Here is a 20578-nt window from a genome sequence, read left to right on the forward strand (position 1 = left end):
GCGCCTGCGTGTCCGGGCGCCTGCCGGCGGCTAGAAGCCGGCGAAGTTGATGCTGATGCTGGAACCCTTGGGCTGCTGCGTTCCGGCGCCGGGGGTGATCTTCGAGACGACGAAGGCGGTCGGTGCCACGTCCGCGATCGCACTGTACTTGAGCGTGAAGCCGGCGTCGGTCAAGGCCTTCTTGGCGTCGGCCCAGTTCTTGCCGACCACATCCGGCACACTGACCGGTTCGGGGCCCTTCGACGTCTCCAGCAGGAGCGTGTCGCCCGGGCGCACCGGGTCGTGCTGCGGATGCGCGGCGATGACATCGCCCTGAGCGACGGTGTCGCTGTAGCTCTGCGGCCCGGCGGACGTGAGGAGGCCGACCTTGGTGAGCGCGGCGGAGGCGTCGGCCACCGACTTGCCCGCCACGTCCGGGATGGCACCCGACGAGACGACCAGGTTGACCGCGGCCGCCTCGAAGTAGGAGCCGCCGCCCGAGATGTCCGCACCATTGTCGGCCCGGCTGGCCGAAAGCACCGTGTTCGCCGCCGCCTTTCCGTCGAACTGCTGCGTGACAGTGCCGACTTTCGCGCCGACGTCGGTGATCGACTTCTTGGCGGCGTCCACGTTCTGACCGGCGAGAGCCGGGATGTCGACCGGCTTCGGCCCCTGCGACACACGCAGGGTCACCGTGCTGCCCCGCCCGGCGCGTGCACCGGCGCCCGGGTCGGTGCTTGACACCATCCCCTTGGCGATGGTGGTGCTGTATTCGGGCGCCTGGGCGGCCTTGAAGCCGAGCTTCTGCAGCTGCGTCGTCGCGGCATCCGGAGCCGTGTTCACGACGTTCGGGATGGCGATCAGCGAGCCGGGGCCGGCACCGAAGTACCAGCCGGTGCCTCCCGCGAGACCCGCGAGCAGCATGACCAGGGCGAACAGCCACCAGCCTTTCGACCGGCGCTTGGCCGCCGCCTGGGTGAGTGTCGCCGTGGCGGCGGGCGTGCTGGACGCCACCTGCTGCCGGATGGCCGGGTTGATGATCTGGGTGTCGCCGGCGTCGACGTCGAGGGCCGGGGAGAGCACCATGGTCGGCTGCAGCACCGCCTCGCCGCGGAGTGCCTTCTCGGCCTCCAGGAGGCGGTCGAGCATCTCGCGGGCATCGCGCGGCCGGCGGTCGGGGTCTTTCTCTGTCGCCCAGAGGACGAGCTCGTCGAGTTCGGCCGGAACCGCGGGGTTCTTCGCGCTCGGTGCGGGCACCGCGTCGTTGGCGTGCTGGTAGGCGATCTGCATCGGCTGCTCGCCCTTGAACGGCTGCTCGCCGGTGAGCATCTCGTACATCATGATGCCGAGGGCGTAGATGTCGCTGCGTGCGTCGGCGATGCCGCGGGTGACGAGCTCGGGGGAGAGGTAGGCGATGGTGCCGAGGAGCGCCTGCCCGGTCGCCGTGTTGGCCGACGCGGCGCGCGCCAGGCCGAAGTCGCCGATCTTGATCCGTCCGTCGTCGGCCAGCAGCACGTTCTCGGGCTTCAGGTCGCGGTGGACGATTCCCGCCTTGTGCGCGGCGGCGAGGCCGGAGAGCACCGCCTCCATGATGTCGATGGTCTGCTCGGAGGTGAGCTTGCCGTAGTCCTTGAGCAGGTCGCGCAGCGTGATGCCCGGCAGGTACTCCATGACCAGGTAGGCCATGTCCGAGTCCTGACCCTGATCGAAGACGTTGACCACATTGGGATGCGCGAGTCGCGCAGCCGAGCGGGCCTCCTGCACGAAGCGGCTCTTGAAGGTGGAGTCGTCGGCCAGGTGCCCGTGCATGATCTTGATGGCGACGCGGCGCTCCAGGCGCAGGTCGGTGGCCAGATAGACCGTGGCCATGCCGCCGCGGGCGATCCGGGAGCGCACCTGATAGCGGCCGTCGATGAGACGGCCGATCATCGGGTCGGTCTGGCTCGTGGTCACGGATCGAGTCTAGGGAACGTCGGGTGCGGGAACCCTGCAAAACACCGGTGGAGGCAAGGCCTGTGACCGGGCTGTGACATTCTGCGTCAGCCCAGCTGGGCCAGCCACGCCCGCGCCGACGTCTCCCACTTGGCGTAGGCGTCGGGGAAGGCGGAGATCTGGACGGCCTGAGCGGCCTGCGTCACGCTCATCGAGGTCCAACCGGAGATGTCGAGGAGGCCGCGTGTGTGCCCCTGGTTCGGGTTTCCGGGGCCGCCGTAGAAGGCGAGTGTGGCGCGTGCGGGGTCGAGCACCTGGTCGGGCGTTCCCCAGCCGGTGCTGGGCCGCTGCTGGAACAGTCCGAGCGAGTCGCGGTCGCCATAGCGGACATTTCGGAGGCCGGACTCCTGCGCGGCCGCAGCCAGGGCGATGACGATGCCCTGGTCGGGGACGCCGCGCTCGCGGCCGATACGGATGATGAGCTGGGCGTTGGCGCGCATCTCGTCGCTGAGGGCGACCACCTGGCCGGCCGAGGCGGCGGGCAGCGGAGCGGGAGCGACCACCGGCGCGGCCACGACGGGCGCGGCAGCCGGCGCGGGCGCGGCGGGCGTGTTCAGTGCGGCCGTCGTCATGCCCGGGATGCTCACCTTCTGCCCGGGGAAGATCAGGCTGGACGCTGTGAGGCCGTTGGCGGCGAGGACGGCTCGCGACGTCACTCCGAACCGGCCGGCGATTCCGCTGATCGTGTCGCCGCGGGCGACCGTGTACGTCGTCCCGGTAGAAGCCGGCGTCGGTGCGGCCGGAGCCGGCGCGGCCGGAGCCGCGGCAGGAGCGCTCTGCGCCGGTCCGGTCAATGCCAGCACCTGCCCGGGGAAGATCAGGCTCTTCCAGCTCAGGCCGTTCATCGTGAGGAGGGCGGCGGTGGAGAGACCGAAGCGGGCGGCGATGCCCGAGACGGTGTCTCCGGACTGGACGCGGTACGTCGCGGGCGCCGCGGCGACACCGGTGCGGGCCGGGGAGACGTCCGCGCCGCGCGAGATGGTGCTCGTGATGGTCGCGCGCTGCAGTGCGCTCGCCTCGCCGGTGTCGCCCGCGTGGTCGGTGGTCGTGTCCTCCCTCGGCGCGGCGTGCGCCGGGGCCACGAGGTTGAGGGTCACGGCGAGCGAACTCACCAGAGCGATCGGGACGGTCCCCAATGCGCCGCGGATCCGACCGGTGTCTGCCAGAGCCATACGACCCCCTGTTCGAGTGACACGACGAGATCCCCACGCTGGCACACAAGTGCATTGGAGTCAACGCAAGTGACGCATGTGACATGAGTTTACCTGATCGTAACAATTGCCCGAATGTGCGGAACCTCCCGAATCGTGGCACGCTGGAGGGGTGACCGAGCACGTCCAGACCACCGAGTGGTTGACCGTCCCCGACCTCGTCGAGCAGTTGGGCCTGAGCGTGAGCCGGGTCCGTCGGCTGATCGAGGACCGCCACCTCGCCGCCAAGCGCGTGGACGGGGTCCTGAAGGTCCCCGCGTCCTTCGTGCGCGACGGCCAGCCGCTCAGCGAGCTGCGGGGCACGCTGATCGTCCTCGGCGACGACGGCTTCACCGACGACGAGGCGGTGGACTGGCTGCTCTCCGAGGAGGAGAGCCTCGGGACGTCGCCGATCGAGGCGCTCCGCGCCGGCCGCAAGGCGGAGGTCCGCCGGGTGGCCCAGGCCCTGGCCTGACCGCGGCCGCGGCCACGGGCCCTGTCTGCGGTAGTTCGTCACGCCTGCGGGCGCGCGAACATGCGCAGACGTGACGTAGCGACGCAGACGCGCGTCAGGAGGTTCGGCGCGTCACCGTGACCGCGAGGTCGCGGAGCTGGGCCGCCGCAGCCGCGCCGATCGGCGCAGCGTCGAGGGCCGCGATCGCGCGCTCGACGTTGTTCGCGATCATCCGCTCCACGGTCTCGACCGCGCCGGACTCCCGGATGGTCAGCTGCATGGTCCGGATCTGCTCCGGCGTGAGGTCCGGGTCGCCGAGCAGCTCGTCGAGCGCCGCACGCGCGCCGGACGGGATGGCCTGCCGGGTGAGCGCGATGAGAACGGTGCGCTTTCCCTCCCGGAGGTCGTCGCCGCTCGGCTTCCCGGTGACCTCCGCGTCGCCGAAGACCCCGAGCAGGTCGTCCCGCAGCTGGTACGCGATGCCCAGGGGGAGGCCGAAGTCGCGCAGTGACTGCAGCTGGCCCACCGTCGCCCCGGCGAGGCTCGCGCCGATGAGCAGCGGTGACTCGATGGAGTACTTCGCCGACTTGTAGACGATCACGCGCTCGGCTCGGGCGAGCTGGTCGGAGTCCGGCCGTCCGGCCCAGCCGATCTCCTCGAAGATGTCGAGGTACTGGCCGGCGGTCACATCCAGCCGCATCCGGTTGAACTCGGCGCGGGCCGCCCGGCGTGCGGACGCGCTGACCAGTTGGCTGAGGCCGTCGTCGAAGAGCTCGTCGCTCAGGATGAGGAGCAGGTCGCCGAGGAGGGTCGCCGCTCCTGTACCGAACGACGCAGCCGAGCCGCCCCATTCCTCGTCGCCGTGCAGCCGCTCGAAACGTTTGTGCGCTGCGGGCGCGCCCCTGCGGGTGTCGGAGTTGTCGATCAGGTCGTCGTGGACGAGCGCGGCCGCGTGGAAAAGCTCGAGAGCGCTCGCCACGGAGACCACCGCGTCGAGCGGTCCGCCCGCAGTGATGGCGCCTCCAACGGAGTCGTGGTCGAAGGAGTCGTCGGAGCTGCGAACCGCCTGCCATCCCCAGAAGCAGAACAAGGCACGGAACCGCTTGCCGCCGCTGAGAAAATCCCTTGAGAACGCCGCGACGGGAGCGAGCTCGTCGGCGATGGAGACGAGAATAGAGGCACGCGCATCGAAGAATCCATCGATTCTTGACTGGATGAGGTCGACGAATCGGATGCTTTCAGACACACGCCTAGCCTAGCCAGACCGGCGAGACTAGAATCAGGCTCACCTAGCCTCGAACCCGTGAGAAAGAGGGGGAATCGGATGCCGCTTTCGGAACACGAGCAGCGCCTCCTCGAAGAGATGGAACGCAGTCTCTATCAGAACGATGCAGATTTCGTCGCCAAGGTCGGCGGCAAGCGGGCACGGCCGGCTTACCGATCGATCGTCCTCGGCATTCTGCTCGCCGTCGTGGGCATTGCGGTGCTCGTGGTCGGCGTCTACTTCCGGCAGCCCCTCGTGGGCATCCTGGGCTTCATCGTGATGTTCGTCGGCGTCCTGGTGGCGATAGCCCCGGGCAAGCGCGTCGCGGTCGAGCCGGGCGCACCGGATCCGAAGGGCGCGAAAGCTCGCGGCGGCCAGCCCGGTTTCATGGATCGCATGAACGACCGCTGGGAAAAGCGCAACGACGGCGGCGAGGGCTAGCCGCTCCACTCCGCTCCACCAGCTCTCAGACGAAGGGCCGATCTCCGGATCGGCCCTTTTTTCATGCCCATCCGGCATCCCAGGCGCTCCATTTTCCTCCACCGCCGAAATCCGCGTGATTTCGCGGCTCGACGTACCCACTTCGGGGCAATTGGTGACTTTTGCGCGACATTGTGGATGAGAGTGGAGTAAAGTGGAGGTCACACCGCAACCTGGGCCGGAGAGTGGGGGTGGCAGCCGATGTTCCTCGGTACGCACGCTCCCAAACTCGACGAGAAGGGGCGCATCATCCTTCCCGCCAAGTTCCGGGACGAGCTCGCGTCCGGGCTCGTCTTCACCCGCGGCCAGGAGCACTGCGTCTACGTCTTCTCGCAGCGTGAGTTCGAGGCGCTGCACGAGAAGATCCGCCAGGCGCCGGTGACGAGCAAGCAGGCCCGCGACTACCTGCGCGTCTTCCTCTCCGGGGCGAGCGCGGAGGTCCCGGACAAGCAGAACCGCGTGACCATCCCGGGCGCGCTGCGCTCGTACGCGGGATTGGATCGCGACCTGGTCGTGATCGGCGCGGGCAGCCGCGCGGAGATCTGGGACGCCACCGCCTGGGAGACCTACCTGGCCGAGCAGGAAGCGGCGTTCGCGAATACGGAGGAGGAGGTGATTCCGGGACTGTTCTGAGCCGCTAAGTCCCTGACGCCGGACTCCCAGCCATACGCCCTGACACCACTTCCCCGGTGTCAGGTCGGAATGGATGGGGATCCGGAACCAGGGGCGGCGGCCCGTCCCGAACGGCCATGAGCGACGACACTTCCCGCATCCACACCCCGGTCCTCCTGGAGCGCTGCATCGAGCTGCTCGGCCCCGCCCTGCTGCGGCCCGGCGCCGTCTTCGTGGACGCCACGCTCGGGATGGGCGGACACTCCGCAGGCATCCTGGAGCGTTTCCCGGATGCCACACTGGTCGGCCTGGACCGCGACCCCGAGGCGCTGGCGATCGCGGGGGAGCGGCTGGAGCGGTTCGGGAATCGGGTCCACCTCGTCCACACGGTCTACGACGGGATCCGCGAGGCGATCGACGGCCTCGGCTTCGACGCGGTCGACGGCGTGCTGTTCGACCTCGGTGTGTCCTCCCTGCAGCTCGACCGGGTGGAGCGCGGGTTCTCGTACTCGAAGGACGCCCCGCTCGACATGCGGATGGACGGCACCAGCGACCTGACCGCCGAGACGGTGCTCGCCGAGTACTCCGAAGCGGACCTGCGCCGCATCTTCCGTGACTACGGCGAGGAGAAGCTGGCCGGCCGGTACGCCGCGCGCATCGTCGAGGCACGGGAGCGCGAGCCGCTGACCCGCTCGGCGCAGCTCGTCGACCTGATCACCAAGGCGACCCCGGTCGCCGTGCAGCGCCAGGGACACCCGGCGAAGCGGGTCTTCCAAGCGCTCCGCATCGAGGTCAACCAGGAGCTGGCGGTGCTGCAGCGCGCCATCCCGGCCGCCATCGACGCGCTCAACGTGGGCGGCCGGATCGTGGTCGAGGCGTACCAGTCGCTTGAGGACCGCATCGTCAAGCGCGAACTGCAGGCGCGATCCACGTCCAGCGCTCCGGCCGGCTTGCCTGTCGAGCTTCCGGAGCACCGCCCCGAACTGAAACTGCTGATCCGCGGCGCCGAGCTGGCGGACGACGACGAGAAGGCCGCCAACCCCCGTGCCACCCCGGTGCGCCTGCGGGCGGCCGAGCGGGTCCGCGCCGCGAACATCACCACCACCGATCAGACGAGGAGGCGCCCATGAGCACCAACCTGGCAGCAGCCGTTGCGGCGCCGAACCGCAAACGGCCCGCGGCGCTGTGGAACGGCGGCGCCCTCCCCGCACCGGTGGAGGAGCCGAAGCGCACCCATCTGGAGGTGGTGCCGACCCGGTCGCAGCGCCGGGCTCGTCCGCGTGCCCTGTATGCGGCCGTCTCCGTCGGCGCTCTGCTCGCGATCGTGGTGGCGCAGCTGCTGCTGAGCATCGGAATCTCGCAGGGCGCCTACCAGCTGAACTCGCTGCAGGCCACCCAGACGCAGCTCCAGCGGTCGTACCAGGCCGTCTCGGAGGACCTCAACCGGGTGTCCTCGCCGCAGAACCTGGCGGCGAACGCCAACGCGCTCGGGATGGTCAGCAACAGCAGTCCGGCGTACCTGCGCCTCTCGGACGGCGCGGTGCTCGGCGCGCCGCTGCCCGCAACCGGAGCCGCCGGAACGGTGACCGGCACGCAGGGCAACCTGGTGCCGAACTCGCTGCTCGCGGGCGTCCCGCTGGTCACTCAGGCGCAGGCCCAGACGCCGGCGACCCAGGCGCCGGCCGCGCAAGCTGGGAATTCCGCAACCCCGGGTGCCGCTACCGCGCCCAAGACCGCCCCGACCGTACCGTTGCAAGGAGCGTTGCCGACCCCGGTGACGCACTGACGACGGAACGGGCGCGCGCATGGTCGGCAACAAGATGCTGCGGCGGCGGACCGCCGTGACGGTTCTCGCCGTCGCCGCGACCGTCGCCATCCTCGGCGCGAAGCTCGTCGACATCCAGGTGGTCCGCGCGGACGATCTGCAACGCGAGTCGGTGAAGGCCAAGGAAGTGTCGAGTCCGCTTCTCGGCGACCGCGGCGACATCGTGGACGCCAACGGCACCATCATGGCGACCACCATCTACACGTACACCGCCGCAGCCTCCCCGTCGGACGCCGTCCAGGGCGGCCGCGACAAGATGGTCGCGGCGGCGGCGAAGATCGGCGCGATCACCGGGCAGGGCGGCGACGCGGTCGTGGCTCTGCTCGACGGTGCCCTCAAGGACAACCCGAAGTCGAAGTACGTGCTGATCAAGTCCGGGATGGATGTGGCCGCTTTCGACAAGCTGGACAAGCTCCCGTATCCCTGGCTCACCTTCACCAAGAAGCAGGCGCGCAGCTACCCGAACGGTGCCGTCGCCGGCAGCCTGCTCGGCTTCCTCTCCCAGGGCGGCAACTCGGGTCTGGAGGACAGCGAGAACGGCTGCCTCGCGGGCGTCGACGGCGAAGAGACGTACCAGCGCGGCGCCGACGGCGTCGCCATCCCGGGCAGCACGGTCGTGCAGAAGCAGGCGAAGGACGGCGGCACCCTCACGCTGACCCTCGACAGCGACCTCCAGTGGTTCGCCGAGCAGACGTTGGCCCAGCAGGTCGGCGCGACCGGGTCGAAGTTCGGTTTCGTCACGGTCGCGGAGGCCAAGACCGGCAAGATCAAGGCGATCGCGCAGTGGCCGGCCCTCGACCCCAACAACATCAGTGCGACCGACCCGTCCTTCTGGCGCCTGCAGCCGTTCACCGATCCGCGAGAGCCGGGCTCGACCTTCAAGGCGCTGACCGCGGCGATGCTGATCGACCAGGGCAAGGCGACTCCGGCGACCCAGGTGCTCGCACCGTATTCGTGGAAGTCCGGCAACGGCGCGGACCTGCACGACTCCGGTTACCACGACCCGCTGCGGCTGACGCTGACCGGCGTGCTGATGATGTCGTCCAACACCGGCATGTCTCAGCTGGGCCGCGCGCTGAGCGACCAGACGCGGTACGACTACCTCCAGAAGTTCGGGATCGGCGAGCCGACGGGTCTGGCGTACCCGGGCGAGTCGGACGGGCTCCTGAACCCGGTGAAGGACTGGGACGACCAGACCAAGTACGCCACCATGTTCGGTCAGGGCGTCTCGGCGACGCAGCTGCAGATGGTGGATGCGTACCAGGCGCTGGCCAACGGCGGCACCCGCATCCCGCTGTCGATGGTGGAGGGCTGCCAGCACCCGGACGGCTCCGTCACCGACGTCCCGAACACCAAGCCGACGCCGGTCGTCTCCGCCCAGACGGCCGCCACGACGCTCGGGATGATGGAGTCGATCGTCACCAGCGGCGAGCTGAAGAAGCAGCTGCAGATTCCCGGCTACCGCATCGCTGCGAAGACCGGAACGGCCCAGCAGCCGGACGGGAAAGGCGGCTACCTGCCGTCGTACTACGTCTCGGTGATGGGCGTCGCTCCGGTCGACGATCCGCAGTACGTCGTTTCGGTCAACCTCGGGTTCCCGACTACCATTACTTCGTCGGCTGCTGCCGCTCCGCTGTTCCACACGATCATGAGTCAGGTGCTGAAGACCTACCGGGTGAAGCCCTCCACGTCGAGCCCGGCCGACTATCCCCCCTACTACTGAACCCGACTACGGAAAGTGAGCCTCGTGACAGGACCGGCGCCCTCTTCTTTGCGCCCCGAGCATCCCGTCGCCCGCCCGCTCGCCCAGCTGGTCGCGGAGTTCGGGCTGGATTCGCGCGGCGACCTCGACGGCGTCGAGGCCACCGGTGCTGCGCTGGCGAACTCCGCCGTCGAGCCCGGCGACCTCTATGTCGGCGTCCCCGGCCGGAACTCCCACGGCGCGAGCTATGCGGCTGCGGCTGCCGAGGCGGGGGCCGTCGCCGTGCTGACCGACGAGGAGGGCGCGACGCTCGCGGCCGACTCCGGGCTGCCGGTCATCGTCACGCCGGATCCCCGTGCAGCGCTCGGCGCCGTGTCCGCCTGGATCTACCGCACCGACGAGAACGCGGCCACACTGTTCGGCGTGACGGGCACGAACGGCAAGACCAGCGTCGTGTACCTGCTGAACGCGATCCTCGGCCAGCTCGGCGTCGTCGCAGGGCTCAGCTCGACCGCGGAGCGCCGCATCGGCGACACGGTCATCACCAGCAAGCTCACGACGCCGGAGGCCAGCGAGCTGCACGCACTGCTGGCCCGGATGCGCGAGGAAGGCGTCCGCGCCGCCGCGATCGAGGTGTCCGCGCAGGCGCTCAGCCGCCACCGCGTCGACGGGATCGTCTTCGACGTCGTCGGCTTCACGAACCTCAGCCACGACCACCTGGACGACTACGCGGCGATGGAGGACTACTTCGCCGCCAAGCTGGAGCTGTTCCAGCCGGACCGCGCCCGCCGCGGCGTCGTCACCGTCGACTCCGACTGGGGTCGGCAGGTCGTCGACCAGTCGCGCATCCCGGTCGCCACCCTCACCAGTTCGCCCGGCACGGATGCCGAGTGGATGCTGACCGTGCTCGAGGAGACCCTGGAGCGGACCGCGTTCGCCCTGGAGGGCCCCGACGGCCGTCGGCTCGAGACGAGCATCCCGCTGCTCGGCGCGTACAACGCCGCCAACGCCGCGCTCGCGATCGTGATGCTGGTGGAGTCGGGCTACGACCTGGACGCGATCGGCGCCGCACTCGAGCGCGACGGCGGAATCGACGCGTACATCCCTGGACGCGCCGAGCGACTCTCCGGCGACCGCGGCCCGGTCGTCTTCATCGACTACGGCCACAGCCCGGACGCCTTCCTGTCGATGCTGAGCGCTCTGCGCAAGGTGACGGACGGCCGGATCGTCATGGTGTTCGGAGCCGACGGCAACCGCGACACCACGAAGCGCATCGACATGGGCGCGATCGCTGCCCGCGGTTCGGATGCCGTGGTCATCACCGACTTCCACCCGCGCTGGGAGGACCCGGCCACTATCCGCGCCGCCTTGCTCGAGGGTGCGCGGGGGGCCGAGCCGGAGCGCGAGCTGTACGAGGTCCCCGATCCGCGAGCCGCCTTCCGCACCGCGCTGTCTCTGGCGGGGGAGGGCGACGTCGTGCTCTACGCCGGGCCGGGCCACGAGGACTACCAGGAGGTCGCCGGCCAGCGGCTGCCGTACTCCGCCCGCGAGGATGTGCGCCTGGCTCTCCGAGAGGCCGGGTGGCTCTGATGATCGCCCTCACTCTCGCCGAGATCGCCGCGGCGACCCGCGGAACGCTGCTGCTCGACGGCACCGATGCCACGCCGGAGACGCCGGTGTCCGGACTCTCCACCACCGATTCGCGGGAGGTCGTGCCCGGCACGATCTTCTTCGCGAAGCCCGGCGAGGTCACCGATGGCCATCTGTTCGCCCCGCAGGCCGCGGAGGCGGGCGCCGGGCTCGTCGTGGTCGACCATCCACTCGACCTGGCGGTGCCGCAGCTGCTGGTCGAGGACACGGTGGTCGCCCTGGGCGACCTCGCTACCGAGGTCATCGCGCGGGTCCGTTCGCTCGGCCGCCTGAAGATCGTGGGAATCACCGGTTCCAACGGCAAGACCACCACCAAGAACCTGCTCCGCGCCGTGCTGGAGCAGGTCGGACCGACCATCGCGCCGCGCGCCTCCTTCAACAACGAGGTCGGGGCGCCCGTCACCATGCTGGAGGTGACGGAGGAGACGCAGTTCCTGGTCGCCGAGATGGGTGCGAGCGGCATCGGTGAGATCGCCCGCCTTGTGCGCATGGCGCGGCCCGACGTCGGCGTCGTGCTCAAGGTGGGTCTCGCCCACGCCGGCGAGTTCGGCGGGATCGAGAAGACGCTGCAGGCGAAGACCGAGATGGTCACCGACCTCCTCGAGTCGGATGTCGCGGTGCTGAACCTGGACGACCCGCGGGTGACCACGATGGCAGGCAAGACCGCCGCCCGCGTGCTGTGGTTCGGCCTCGACGAGCGTGCCGACGTGCGCGCCACCGATGTGGTCTCCGACCGCCGGGGCACGTCCTTCACCCTGCACCTGCCGCCGCGAGACGGCGGCGAGGGTCGTCAGTCCCCGGCTCAGTCGCGCCCGGTGCGGTTCCAGGTGCTCGGCGAGCACCACGTCATGAACGCCCTGGCCGCTGCGGCCTCCGCGCACGTCCTCGACGTCGACATCGACACCATCGTCGCCGCACTGCAGACCGTGAAGACGGCCGAGCGGTGGCGGATGGAGGTGCTGGGCGACAGCGAGGTGACCGTCATCAACGACGCGTACAACGCGAGCCCCGACTCCATGTCCGCTGCGATCAAGACGCTCGCGCAGATCGCAGAGCCGGGTGGGCGCACCGTCGCCGTCCTCGGCGAGATGAGCGAGCTGGGCGAGTTCTCGGGCGAGGAGCACGACCGCATCGGCCTGCTCGCCGTCCGCCTCGGCATCGACCAGCTGGTCGTCGTCGGCCCCGAGGCCCGCCGGATGCACATCACGGCGATCAACGAGGGCTCCTGGGACGGCGAGTCCCTGTACTTCGAGACGCAGGATGCCGCGTTCGACCACCTGCAGGGCGCACTGCGTCCTGGCGACACGGTGCTCGTGAAGTCGTCGAACTCGGCCGGACTGCGCTTCCTCGGCGACCGACTGGGGGAGTTCTTCTCGTGAAAGCCCTGCTGACCTCCGGTGCGCTCTCGATGGCGTTCACGCTGTTCCTGACCCCGTTGTTCATCCGGCTGTTCCGACGGCTGCAGTGGGGCCAGTTCATCCGCGACGACGGCCCGCAGAGCCACCACGCGAAGCGCGGAACGGCCACCATGGGCGGCATCGTCGTCATCCTGGGGACGCTGTTCGGCTACTTCACGGCGCTGCTGCTGACCGGGGACGGGACGAGCGTCTCGGCCCTGCTCGTGCTGTTCCTGATGGTGGGGCTCGGGATCGTCGGATTCGTCGACGACTTCCTGAAGACGCGGCGCGAGCGCAGCCTCGGGCTGACCGGATGGGCGAAGGTGGCCGGCCAGGTGATCGTCGCCTCGATCTGGGCGTTCCTGGCGATCCGGTTCCCGAACGGCAACGGCTACACCCCGGCGACGATGACCGTCTCGTTCATCCGCGACCTGCCGGCCATCGACTTCGGGTCCATCACGCGGTTCGGCGTGATCGGCGTGCTGGTCGGGTACGGCCTCTACCTGATCTGGATCAACTTCCTGGTCGCGGCGACGTCCAACGGTGTGAATGTCACCGACGGGCTCGACGGTCTGGCCTCCGGAGCGTCGATCCTCGCCATCGGCGCGTACATCATCATCGGGTTCTGGCAGAACATCCAGTCGTGCACCAGCCTCAAGCTGAGCGCCGAGAACGTGCCCAAGTGCTACGACGTGCGCGACCCGTTCGACCTCGCCATCGTGGCGACGGCGATCGTCGGCGCGGTCGTCGGCTTCCTGTGGTGGAACACGTCGCCCGCCCAGATCTTCCTCGGCGACACCGGTTCGCTCGCGCTCGGCGGCGCGGTCGCCGCCCTCGCCATCCTGAGCCGCACCGAGCTCCTCCTCGTCCTGGTCGGCGGCCTCTTCGTCATCGAGGCCGGGTCGGTGATCGTTCAGCGGGCCTACTTCAAGCTCACGCACGGCAAACGGATCTTCCTGATGAGTCCCATCCATCATCACTTCGAGTTGAAGGGGTGGGCAGAGGTGACCGTCGTGGTCCGGTTCTGGATCATCGCCGGGTTGCTGGTGGCGGCGGGCGTCGGGTCCTTCTACCTGGAGTGGCTGGCAACGTGACCGCGCTGCAGGACCGCCTCGCGGGGCTGACGAGCTGGCACGCCGACTGGAGCGGGCTGCGCGTGGCCGTGTACGGGCTCGGCGTCACCGGCTTCTCGGTCGCCGACACCCTCGCCGAGCTGGGCGCCGACGTGGTCGTCGTCGCGGCGAAGGCCGACGAGGAGCGCCGGATGCTGCTGGAGGTCATCGGCGTCGACCTCATGGAGCAGGCCGACCTGTCCGCACCGCCCGAACGCCTCGCCGCGTTCGATCCGGAGCTCGTGATCGCCTCTCCCGGCTTCCACTGGGACCACCCGCTCCTGGTGTGGGCGCAGGAGCGCGACACAGCCGTCTGGGGCGACATCGAGCTGGCCTGGCGCCTGCGCGACAAGGTCGCGCGCCCGGACGGCGCCGAGGGACCGGCCGACTGGATCTGCGTCACCGGAACCAACGGCAAGACCACCACGGTGCAGCTGACCGCGACGATGATCCTGGCCGGCGGCACCCGGGTGGCTCCGTGCGGCAACATCGGCGTGCCGGTGCTCGACGCGATCCGCGACCCGGAGGGTTTCGACGTCCTGGTGGTGGAGCTCTCCAGCTACCAGCTGCACTGGGTCAACCGGAATGTGGGCGGCGAACTCTCGCCGTTCTCGGCCGCGTGCCTCAACATCGCCGACGACCACCTCGACTGGCACGGCTCGCTCGAGGCCTACATCGCCGCAAAGGCGAAGGTCTACGACAACGCCCAGGTCGCCTGCGTCTACAACAAGGCGGACGAGAACACGCTGCGCATGGTCGAGGAGGCCGAGGTCGTCGAGGGCGCCCGCGCCATCGGCTTCGGGCTGGGCGTTCCCGGCCCCAGCGACTTCGGGATCGTCGACGGCATTCTCTGTGACCGGGCGTTCCTCGAGGACCGCGCGAACTCGGCGATCGAGCTGACCACTCTGGACGAGCTGCACGAGGCGGGGCTGGACGCGCCGCACGTCGTGGCCAACATCCTCGCCGCCAGCGCGCTCGCACGTTCGTACGGCGTCGCCCCGCAGGTGATCCGGGATGTGCTGACCGCCTTCCGGCTGGACGCGCACCGCATCGAGCTGGTGCGCGCGCAGGCCGGGGTCAACTGGGTGGACGACTCGAAAGCGACCAACCCGCACGCGGCCGACGCATCCCTCCGCGCCTACCCCTCGGTCGTCTGGCTGGTGGGCGGACTGCTCAAGGGTGTGGATGTGGACGCCCTGGTCGGCAAGCACGTCGGCCGCCTGCGCGGCGCGGTGCTGATCGGCGTCGACCGGGAGCTGCTGCGCGCCGCATTCCGGCGACACGCGCCCGAGCTTCCGGTGCTGGAGGTCGAGGCCGACGAGACTGATCAGGTCATGCCGACGGCGGTACGGCTGGCCGGCGGTCTCGCCCGCGAAGGCGACACCGTTCTGCTGGCTCCGGCGGCGGCGTCGATGGACCAGTTCGCCGACTACGCAGAACGCGGCCGCCGCTTCCAGACGGCAGTCCACGAGTACTTGGGAGGTGAGGCGGATGACGACGAGCCCGCCTCGCGTCCCGACCCGGCCGACCACTGAGCGCCTGAGCCCGGCCACCCGTCTGGGTGCTCTGACGACCCGCATCCAACTGGGCCGCTCGATGAGCTCCGAATCGGCCAACTACTTCCTCCTGCTCGGCGTCACGCTGTTCATGGTGGTCTTCGGGCTCGTGATGGTGCTGTCGTCGTCCGCCGTGGAGTCGCACAACGACAGCGACAACTTCTTCTCGCGGTTCTGGTCGCAGGGGGCGTACGCGCTGGTCGGCCTGCCGCTGATGTTCGTGGTGTCCCGCATCCCGCGCACCTTCTGGCGCAAGACCATCTGGTTCTTCCTCGCGGCCGCATGCTTCCTGCAAGTGCTGGTCCTGGTCACGCCGCTGGGCATGGAAATCGGCGGCAACCGCAACTGGCTGAAGATCGGCTCCCTCACGGTGCAGCCGTCGGAGGCGATCAAGCTCGCACTCGTGGTCTGGCTCGGGATCGTCCTGGCGCGAAAGCGCGACGTCCTCGACCAGTGGAAGCACGTCGCCATCCCGGTGGTGCCGATCGCCGGCGGTGCGGTCGCCCTGGTCACGCTCGGCGGCGACCTGGGAACCACCATGATCATGGCGGCGCTGATCCTCGGCGCCCTGTTCTTCGCGGGCGTGCGGATGCGCTACCTGGCAGCCGGCGTCGTGGCCGTGGCCGTCGTCGGCGTGATCGTCGCACTATCGAGCGCAAGCCGCATCGGCCGCATCGCCGCCCTCTTCGGCGGGACCAGCGCAGCCAACCCGGACGTGAACTGGCAGATCAACAACGGCTTCTACGCTCTCGCCTCCGGCGGTGTGTTCGGAGTCGGCCTCGGCAACTCGCACTCCAAGTGGTCGTGGCTGCCGGCGGCCGACACGGACTTCATCTTCGCGATCATCGGCGAGGAGCTCGGGCTCATCGGCGCGGTCGTCGTCCTACTGCTGTTCGTGATGCTCGCCGTGGTCTTCCTGCGGATCATCCACGCCTCCACCGACCCGTTCGCCCGGGTCACGACGGCCGCCATCATGGTCTGGCTGATCGGCCAGGCGTTCGTCAACATCGCCGTGGTGCTCGGGGTGATCCCGGTGCTGGGCGTGCCGCTCCCACTGATCTCTGCAGGTGGCACTGCGATGATCAGTTCCATGGTCGCCATCGGAATCGTGCTGTCGTTCGCACGGCAGTCCCATCGGGAATCGCTCGCCGCCCAGGACACCGACCGGGCTGGTGCGCGTCGGTGACCCGCTACCTGCTGGCCGGCGGCGGGACCGCGGGCCACGTCAATCCGCTGCTCGCGGTCGCCGACCGTCTGCGCCGTGACGATCCGGCGGCCGAGGTGCTCGTGCTCGGGACGAAGGAGGGGCTGGAGGCGCGGCTCGTGCCCCAGCGCGGCTACCAGCTGGCGACCATCCCGAAGCTGCCGTTCCCGCGGCGCCCGAACGGTGCAGCGCTGCGGTTCCCGGGGGAGTACCGGAGGAGCATCCGGACGGTTCGTGACCTGATCCGCTCTCGCGGGATCGACGCCGTGGTGGGCTTCGGCGGCTACGCCGCCGCCCCCGCGTACTCGGCCGCACGCAAGGAGGGCGTGCCTCTCGTGCTGCACGAGGCGAACGCGCGACCTGGGCTGGCGAACCGTCTCGGCGCCCGCTACACACCGTGGGTCGGCGTCGCCTTCGAGGGCACGCCGCTGCCGCACGCCGCCTTCGTCGGCATGCCGTTGCGGGTGGAGATCGAGCAGCTCGATCGGGCAGCGGCACGGCCCGCCGCAGCCGCGGAGTTCGGCCTGTCCGTCGACCGGCCGACGCTGCTGGTCACCGGAGGCTCGCTCGGCGCGCGGCGGATCAACCAGACCGTCGCCGCACGGGCCGCCGAGCTGACCGCGGCAGGCTGGCAGGTGCTGCACATCCAGGGCGGCCGCGGCGAACTCGCCGACCCCGGTGTCGAGGGCTACCGCCTGCTCGACTACTGCGACCGCATGGACCTCGCCCTCGCCATCGCCGACTTCTCCGTCGCCCGCGCCGGGGCCGCCACCGTGAGCGAGTTCGCCGCACTGGGCATCCCCGCCGTCTACGTCCCCTTCCCGATCGGCAACGGCGAGCAACGCTACAACGCGGCCGGTGTGCTCCGTGCCGGGGGCGGCCTGCTGGTCGACGACGCCGACTTCGACCCGTCCTGGGTGGACGCGACGCTTCTGCCGTTGCTGGCCGACCGTCCCGCCGTGGATGACATGGGCCGCCGGGCCGCCTCCGCCGGCGTCATCGACGGCTCCGACCGCATGGTCGCGCTCATCCGGAGCGCCCTCGGCGCTCGCTGACGCGGCGCTTCCGTCGGAGATCGCGGTGAGAATCTCCGACGGGCCGCGGACCGTCGGAGATGAGGGGCCACAGCGCGGAATACCTCCGACGGGAGCCGGTGCATCTCCGACGGAGGCCTGAGCGGCAACGGCGGTCCCGTGGAATTTCGTGGCTTCGGTCGGAGATCGCGGTGAGAATCTCCGACGAACCGCGGTCCGTCGGAGCGTGGGGGCGCCGGCGGGGCGAAACTCCGACCGAAGCGGCAGGATCTCCGACCGGATGGTCGCGCTCATCCGGAGCGCCCTCGGCTGATCCGGACCTTCGCCGGCTTCCCGCCTCCACGCGAAGCCTCCGTCGGAGATCGCGGTGAGAATCTCCGACGGACCGCGGTCCGTCGGAGTGCGGAGGCGATGGCGGGGCGCATCTCCGACCGAGGCAGCGGGATCTCCGACCGGACGGTCGCGCTCATCCGGAGCGCCCTCGGCTGATCCGGACCTTCGCCGCGTAGCCTCATACTTGATGGAGTCCTTCTCTCGTAACCGAAAGCTGCACCTGTGACGATCAAGCCCGACCTCTCCCTCGCCCTCCCCGAGGAGCTCGGAAAGCTCCACTTCGTCGGCATCGGCGGCTCCGGGATGAGCGGCATCGCCCGCCTGTTCCTCGAGGCCGGCTACCCCGTGACCGGATCCGATGTCCGGCACTCCGCGAACATCGACACCCTGCGCGGCCTGGGCGCGACCATCGCGATCGGGCACGACGCGGCGAACGTCGGCGACGCCGACACCCTGGTCGTCACCGGCGCCCTCTGGCAGGACAACCCGGAGTATCAGCTCGCCCTGTCGACAGGCCTGCCCGTCCTGCACCGCTCGCAGGCGCTCGCCTGGCTGATCAACCGTTCGCGCCTCGTCGCGGTCGCGGGCGCGCACGGCAAGACCACATCCACCGGCATGATCATCACCGGCCTGCTCGGGCTCGGCGAAGACCCCAGCTTCGTCAACGGCGGAGTGATCGCCTCCCTCGGCAAGAGCTCGCAGACCGGCACGGGGGAGCTCTTCGTCGTGGAGGCGGACGAGTCGGACGGCTCGTTCTTGCTCTACGACACCGCGGTCGCCCTGATCACCAACGTCGACCCGGACCATCTCGACCACTACGGTTCGCTGCAGGCCTTCGAGGATGCGTTCGTCACCTTCGCACGCGAGGCCGACGAGTTCGTCGTCGTGTCCTCCGACGATGCCGGTGCGGTGCACGTCACCAACCGCCTCCGCGAGCAGGCGCCGGAGAAGCGCATCATCACGTTCGGTGAGGCCGAGGACGCCGAGGTGCGCGTCCACTCCATCGTCACCGACGGGCCGGTCGCGTTCACCCTGCGCTACCAGGGCGCCGACTACACGGCCCGGCTGCGGGTGCCCGGTCGCCACAACGCCATCAACGCGGGCGGGGCGTTCGCCGTGCTGACCGGCCTCGGCTTCGACCCGGCCGCCGCTCTCGCGGCCATCGCCGAGTTCGGCGGTACGGAGCGCCGCTTCGAGCTGCACGGGACCGTCAACGGCGTCAGCGTCTACGACGACTACGCGCACCACCCGACCGAGGTCGCCGCCGCCCTGTCGGCCGCACGCACCGTGGTCGGCGAGGGACGCATCATCGCCGTGCACCAGCCGCACCTGTACAGCCGCACCCGGCTGTTCGCGAAGGAGTTCGCCGAGACGCTCGAGCAGTATGCCGACGAGACGGTCGTCCTCGACGTGTACGGCGCCCGCGAAGACCCGGAGCCCGGCGTGACCGGCGCGCTGGTCGCCGACCGCTTCGAGCATCCCGAGCACGTCGCGTTCATCGCCGACTGGCAGCAGGCGGCCGACCACACGGCGCAGATCGCACGCGAAGGCGACTACGTCATCACCCTCGGCTGCGGCGACGTGTACCGCATCGTGCCGCAGCTGCTCGACGCACTGCGCCGGGAGTCCCCGGAGGGCGCCGAGGCGTCCCCAGCGCCGGCGGAGTGACGAGGGCCACTCGGTGAAGCGTCCCCAGGGTTTCGACCGGTCGGCCGCGCCGGCCGCTCCCGCGCCGCCGCGCGAGGCGTCGTCGCGCCGCGACGCGACCGCCCGAGAGTCCTCGCGTGCGGTCGGGACCGTGACCGACCCCATCCCCGTGCAGACACCGGAGACCGCCGCACCGCACGCGCCGTCGCCGGAAACGCCCCGCACGGAATCGTCGCCGTACTCTCGCCTGCCCAGCAACCGCGAGATCGACAAGGCGCTCCGCGCCGCGCGCCGCGAGCGCAAGCGCCTGGAGCGCGGTGAGGTCCGCCGGTTCACCAAGCGGTCGCGACGCCGCCGCTACGCCTGGCTGGGCGCGGCGGCGGTCGTCGTCGCGCTGGCGCTGGCCGTTGTGCTCATCGCCTTCTCTCCGCTGCTCGCGCTCAAGCACATCCAGGTGACCGGGACGTCGCGGCTGGATGCGACCGCCGTCCAGAAGAAGCTCTCCGACCAGCTCGGGACGCCGCTGCCGCTGCTCGACCAGGCCGGAATCTCCAGCGATCTGGCGGCGTTCCCGCTGATCCGCAGCTACACGGTGGAGAGCCACCCGCCCGACTCCATCGTGATCCGCGTCGTGGAGCGGCAGCCTGTCGGTGTCATCCAGCGCGGCAATGCATTCACCCTGGTGGATGCGGCGAAGGTCCCGATCGCGAGCAGCGAGAAGCGGCCGGACGGTTTCCCGCTGATCGCCGCCGGCGGAGGCGCGGCCGACGTGGATGCGGACTCCGGGTTCGCCGCCGCAGCCAACGTGCTCAGCGCGCTGCCGGCCGACGTGCTGGCGCAGGTGGACACGATCGCCGCGAAGACGAAGGACGACGTGAGTTTCACCCTCCGAAAGAGTGGTGCGACCGTGGTCTGGGGGAGCGCGGAGGACTCGTCGCTGAAGGCGGCGGACCTCGCCGCGCTGTTGAAGAGTGCGGCAGGGGCGTCCCGCTACGACGTGTCCTCTCCGCACAGCGTGACGACGGGTTAGGCGCCGGATGGCCGGGACTTTTCCGACACGCCTGTCGGGTTCCCTGGGCACAGCCCGCGCGGACCTAACGTCGAAATCGAGAATTGTATACTCAGCAAGACTTTAAGCCTCAACTTG

General features: G+C 69.9%; 17 protein-coding genes. 14 read left to right on the plus strand and 3 right to left on the minus strand.

Translation table 11 applies throughout. The annotated features are described in order from the left end of the window. Window positions 1-30: 30 nt before the first annotated feature. Both pknB and AB4079_RS04110 read right to left on the minus strand, forming a co-directional pair. On the minus strand, window positions 31-1932 hold the full coding sequence (pknB, locus tag AB4079_RS04105; RefSeq protein WP_441786017.1) for a Stk1 family PASTA domain-containing Ser/Thr kinase: 1902 nt from the start codon (window positions 1930-1932) through the stop codon (window positions 31-33). 86 nt (window positions 1933-2018) lie between these two features. Then, the gene (locus AB4079_RS04110) at window positions 2019-3143 is read right to left on the minus strand and encodes a LysM peptidoglycan-binding domain-containing protein (RefSeq protein WP_441786018.1); all 1125 of its coding nucleotides are present in this window, start codon (window positions 3141-3143) and stop codon (window positions 2019-2021) included. A gap of 151 nt (window positions 3144-3294) precedes the next feature. Here AB4079_RS04110 and AB4079_RS04115 point away from each other — a divergent pair, with 151 nt between their 5' ends. Next, window positions 3295-3636: an Rv2175c family DNA-binding protein gene (locus AB4079_RS04115; RefSeq protein ID WP_441786019.1), complete on the plus strand. Its 342-nt coding sequence runs from the start codon at window positions 3295-3297 to the stop codon at window positions 3634-3636. 94 nt (window positions 3637-3730) lie between these two features. On the opposite strand, the gene AB4079_RS04120 is transcribed toward AB4079_RS04115, so the two are convergent. Then, the gene (locus AB4079_RS04120) at window positions 3731-4861 is read right to left on the minus strand and encodes a polyprenyl synthetase family protein (protein WP_441786020.1); all 1131 of its coding nucleotides are present in this window, start codon (window positions 4859-4861) and stop codon (window positions 3731-3733) included. A 78-nt stretch (window positions 4862-4939) separates the two neighbouring features. On the opposite strand from AB4079_RS04120, the gene AB4079_RS04125 reads away from it, so the two are divergent. The 13 genes from AB4079_RS04125 (at window position 4940) to AB4079_RS04185 (ending at window position 20461) form a co-directional block, all read left to right on the plus strand. After that, on the plus strand, window positions 4940-5320 hold the full coding sequence (locus tag AB4079_RS04125; protein WP_441786021.1) for a DUF3040 domain-containing protein: 381 nt from the start codon (window positions 4940-4942) through the stop codon (window positions 5318-5320). A gap of 240 nt (window positions 5321-5560) precedes the next feature. Further along, complete coding sequence (gene mraZ / locus AB4079_RS04130; protein WP_441786022.1) at window positions 5561-5992, plus strand: division/cell wall cluster transcriptional repressor MraZ; 432 nt, start codon at window positions 5561-5563, stop codon at window positions 5990-5992. A 116-nt stretch (window positions 5993-6108) separates the two neighbouring features. After that, on the plus strand, window positions 6109-7101 hold the full coding sequence (gene rsmH / locus AB4079_RS04135; RefSeq protein ID WP_441786023.1) for a 16S rRNA (cytosine(1402)-N(4))-methyltransferase RsmH: 993 nt from the start codon (window positions 6109-6111) through the stop codon (window positions 7099-7101). Further along, window positions 7098-7757 carry a hypothetical protein gene (locus AB4079_RS04140; RefSeq protein ID WP_441786024.1) on the plus strand — a complete coding sequence of 220 codons (660 nt, stop codon included), beginning with the start codon at window positions 7098-7100 and terminating at the stop codon, window positions 7755-7757. Before rsmH ends, AB4079_RS04140 begins: the two co-directional genes overlap by 4 nt. A gap of 19 nt (window positions 7758-7776) precedes the next feature. Beyond that, complete coding sequence (locus AB4079_RS04145; protein WP_441786025.1) at window positions 7777-9519, plus strand: peptidoglycan D,D-transpeptidase FtsI family protein; 1743 nt, start codon at window positions 7777-7779, stop codon at window positions 9517-9519. A 24-nt stretch (window positions 9520-9543) separates the two neighbouring features. Then, window positions 9544-11088, plus strand: coding sequence for a Mur ligase family protein (locus AB4079_RS04150; RefSeq protein WP_441786260.1), 1545 nt, complete (start codon window positions 9544-9546; stop codon window positions 11086-11088). Beyond that, entirely contained in the window at window positions 11088-12527 is a 1440-nt protein-coding gene (locus AB4079_RS04155; RefSeq protein ID WP_441786261.1) for a UDP-N-acetylmuramoyl-tripeptide--D-alanyl-D-alanine ligase, read from the plus strand. The genes AB4079_RS04150 and AB4079_RS04155 overlap by 1 nt, the downstream gene beginning before the upstream one ends. After that, the gene (mraY, locus tag AB4079_RS04160) at window positions 12524-13639 is read left to right on the plus strand and encodes a phospho-N-acetylmuramoyl-pentapeptide-transferase (protein WP_441786026.1); all 1116 of its coding nucleotides are present in this window, start codon (window positions 12524-12526) and stop codon (window positions 13637-13639) included. The genes AB4079_RS04155 and mraY overlap by 4 nt, the downstream gene beginning before the upstream one ends. Further along, a complete protein-coding gene (gene murD, locus AB4079_RS04165) occupies window positions 13636-15192 on the plus strand; it encodes a UDP-N-acetylmuramoyl-L-alanine--D-glutamate ligase (RefSeq protein WP_441786027.1) in 1557 nt (518 codons plus the stop codon). The genes mraY and murD overlap by 4 nt, the downstream gene beginning before the upstream one ends. Then, window positions 15149-16399 carry a putative lipid II flippase FtsW gene (gene ftsW, locus AB4079_RS04170; protein WP_441786028.1) on the plus strand — a complete coding sequence of 417 codons (1251 nt, stop codon included), beginning with the start codon at window positions 15149-15151 and terminating at the stop codon, window positions 16397-16399. The genes murD and ftsW overlap by 44 nt, the downstream gene beginning before the upstream one ends. Continuing rightward, a complete protein-coding gene (locus tag AB4079_RS04175; protein WP_441786029.1) occupies window positions 16396-17472 on the plus strand; it encodes a UDP-N-acetylglucosamine--N-acetylmuramyl-(pentapeptide) pyrophosphoryl-undecaprenol N-acetylglucosamine transferase in 1077 nt (358 codons plus the stop codon). The genes ftsW and AB4079_RS04175 overlap by 4 nt, the downstream gene beginning before the upstream one ends. 534 nt (window positions 17473-18006) lie before the next feature. Then, window positions 18007-19452, plus strand: a complete 1446-nt coding sequence (murC, locus tag AB4079_RS04180; protein ID WP_441786030.1) for a UDP-N-acetylmuramate--L-alanine ligase — start codon at window positions 18007-18009, stop codon at window positions 19450-19452. Window positions 19453-19465: 13 nt separating this feature from the next. Beyond that, window positions 19466-20461: an FtsQ-type POTRA domain-containing protein gene (locus tag AB4079_RS04185; RefSeq protein ID WP_441786031.1), complete on the plus strand. Its 996-nt coding sequence runs from the start codon at window positions 19466-19468 to the stop codon at window positions 20459-20461. Window positions 20462-20578 lie beyond the last annotated feature (117 nt).

The organism is Leifsonia sp. 2MCAF36, assembly GCF_052115525.1.
Lineage (GTDB): Bacteria > Actinomycetota > Actinomycetes > Actinomycetales > Microbacteriaceae > Leifsonia.

Excerpts from the sequence above, each read along its gene's own strand:
- AB4079_RS04110 (WP_441786018.1), bottom strand. The coding sequence starts at position 3,143 with ATGGCTCTGGCAGACACCGGTCGGATCCGCGGCGCATTGGGGACCGTC.
- AB4079_RS04125 (WP_441786021.1), top strand. The coding sequence starts at position 4,940 with ATGCCGCTTTCGGAACACGAGCAGCGCCTCCTCGAAGAGATGGAACGC.
- mraZ (WP_441786022.1), top strand. The coding sequence starts at position 5,561 with ATGTTCCTCGGTACGCACGCTCCCAAACTCGACGAGAAGGGGCGCATC.
- rsmH (WP_441786023.1), top strand. The coding sequence starts at position 6,109 with ATGAGCGACGACACTTCCCGCATCCACACCCCGGTCCTCCTGGAGCGC.
- AB4079_RS04140 (WP_441786024.1), top strand. The coding sequence starts at position 7,098 with ATGAGCACCAACCTGGCAGCAGCCGTTGCGGCGCCGAACCGCAAACGG.
- AB4079_RS04145 (WP_441786025.1), top strand. The coding sequence starts at position 7,777 with ATGGTCGGCAACAAGATGCTGCGGCGGCGGACCGCCGTGACGGTTCTC.
- AB4079_RS04155 (WP_441786261.1), top strand. The coding sequence starts at position 11,088 with ATGATCGCCCTCACTCTCGCCGAGATCGCCGCGGCGACCCGCGGAACG.
- ftsW (WP_441786028.1), top strand. The coding sequence starts at position 15,149 with ATGACGACGAGCCCGCCTCGCGTCCCGACCCGGCCGACCACTGAGCGC.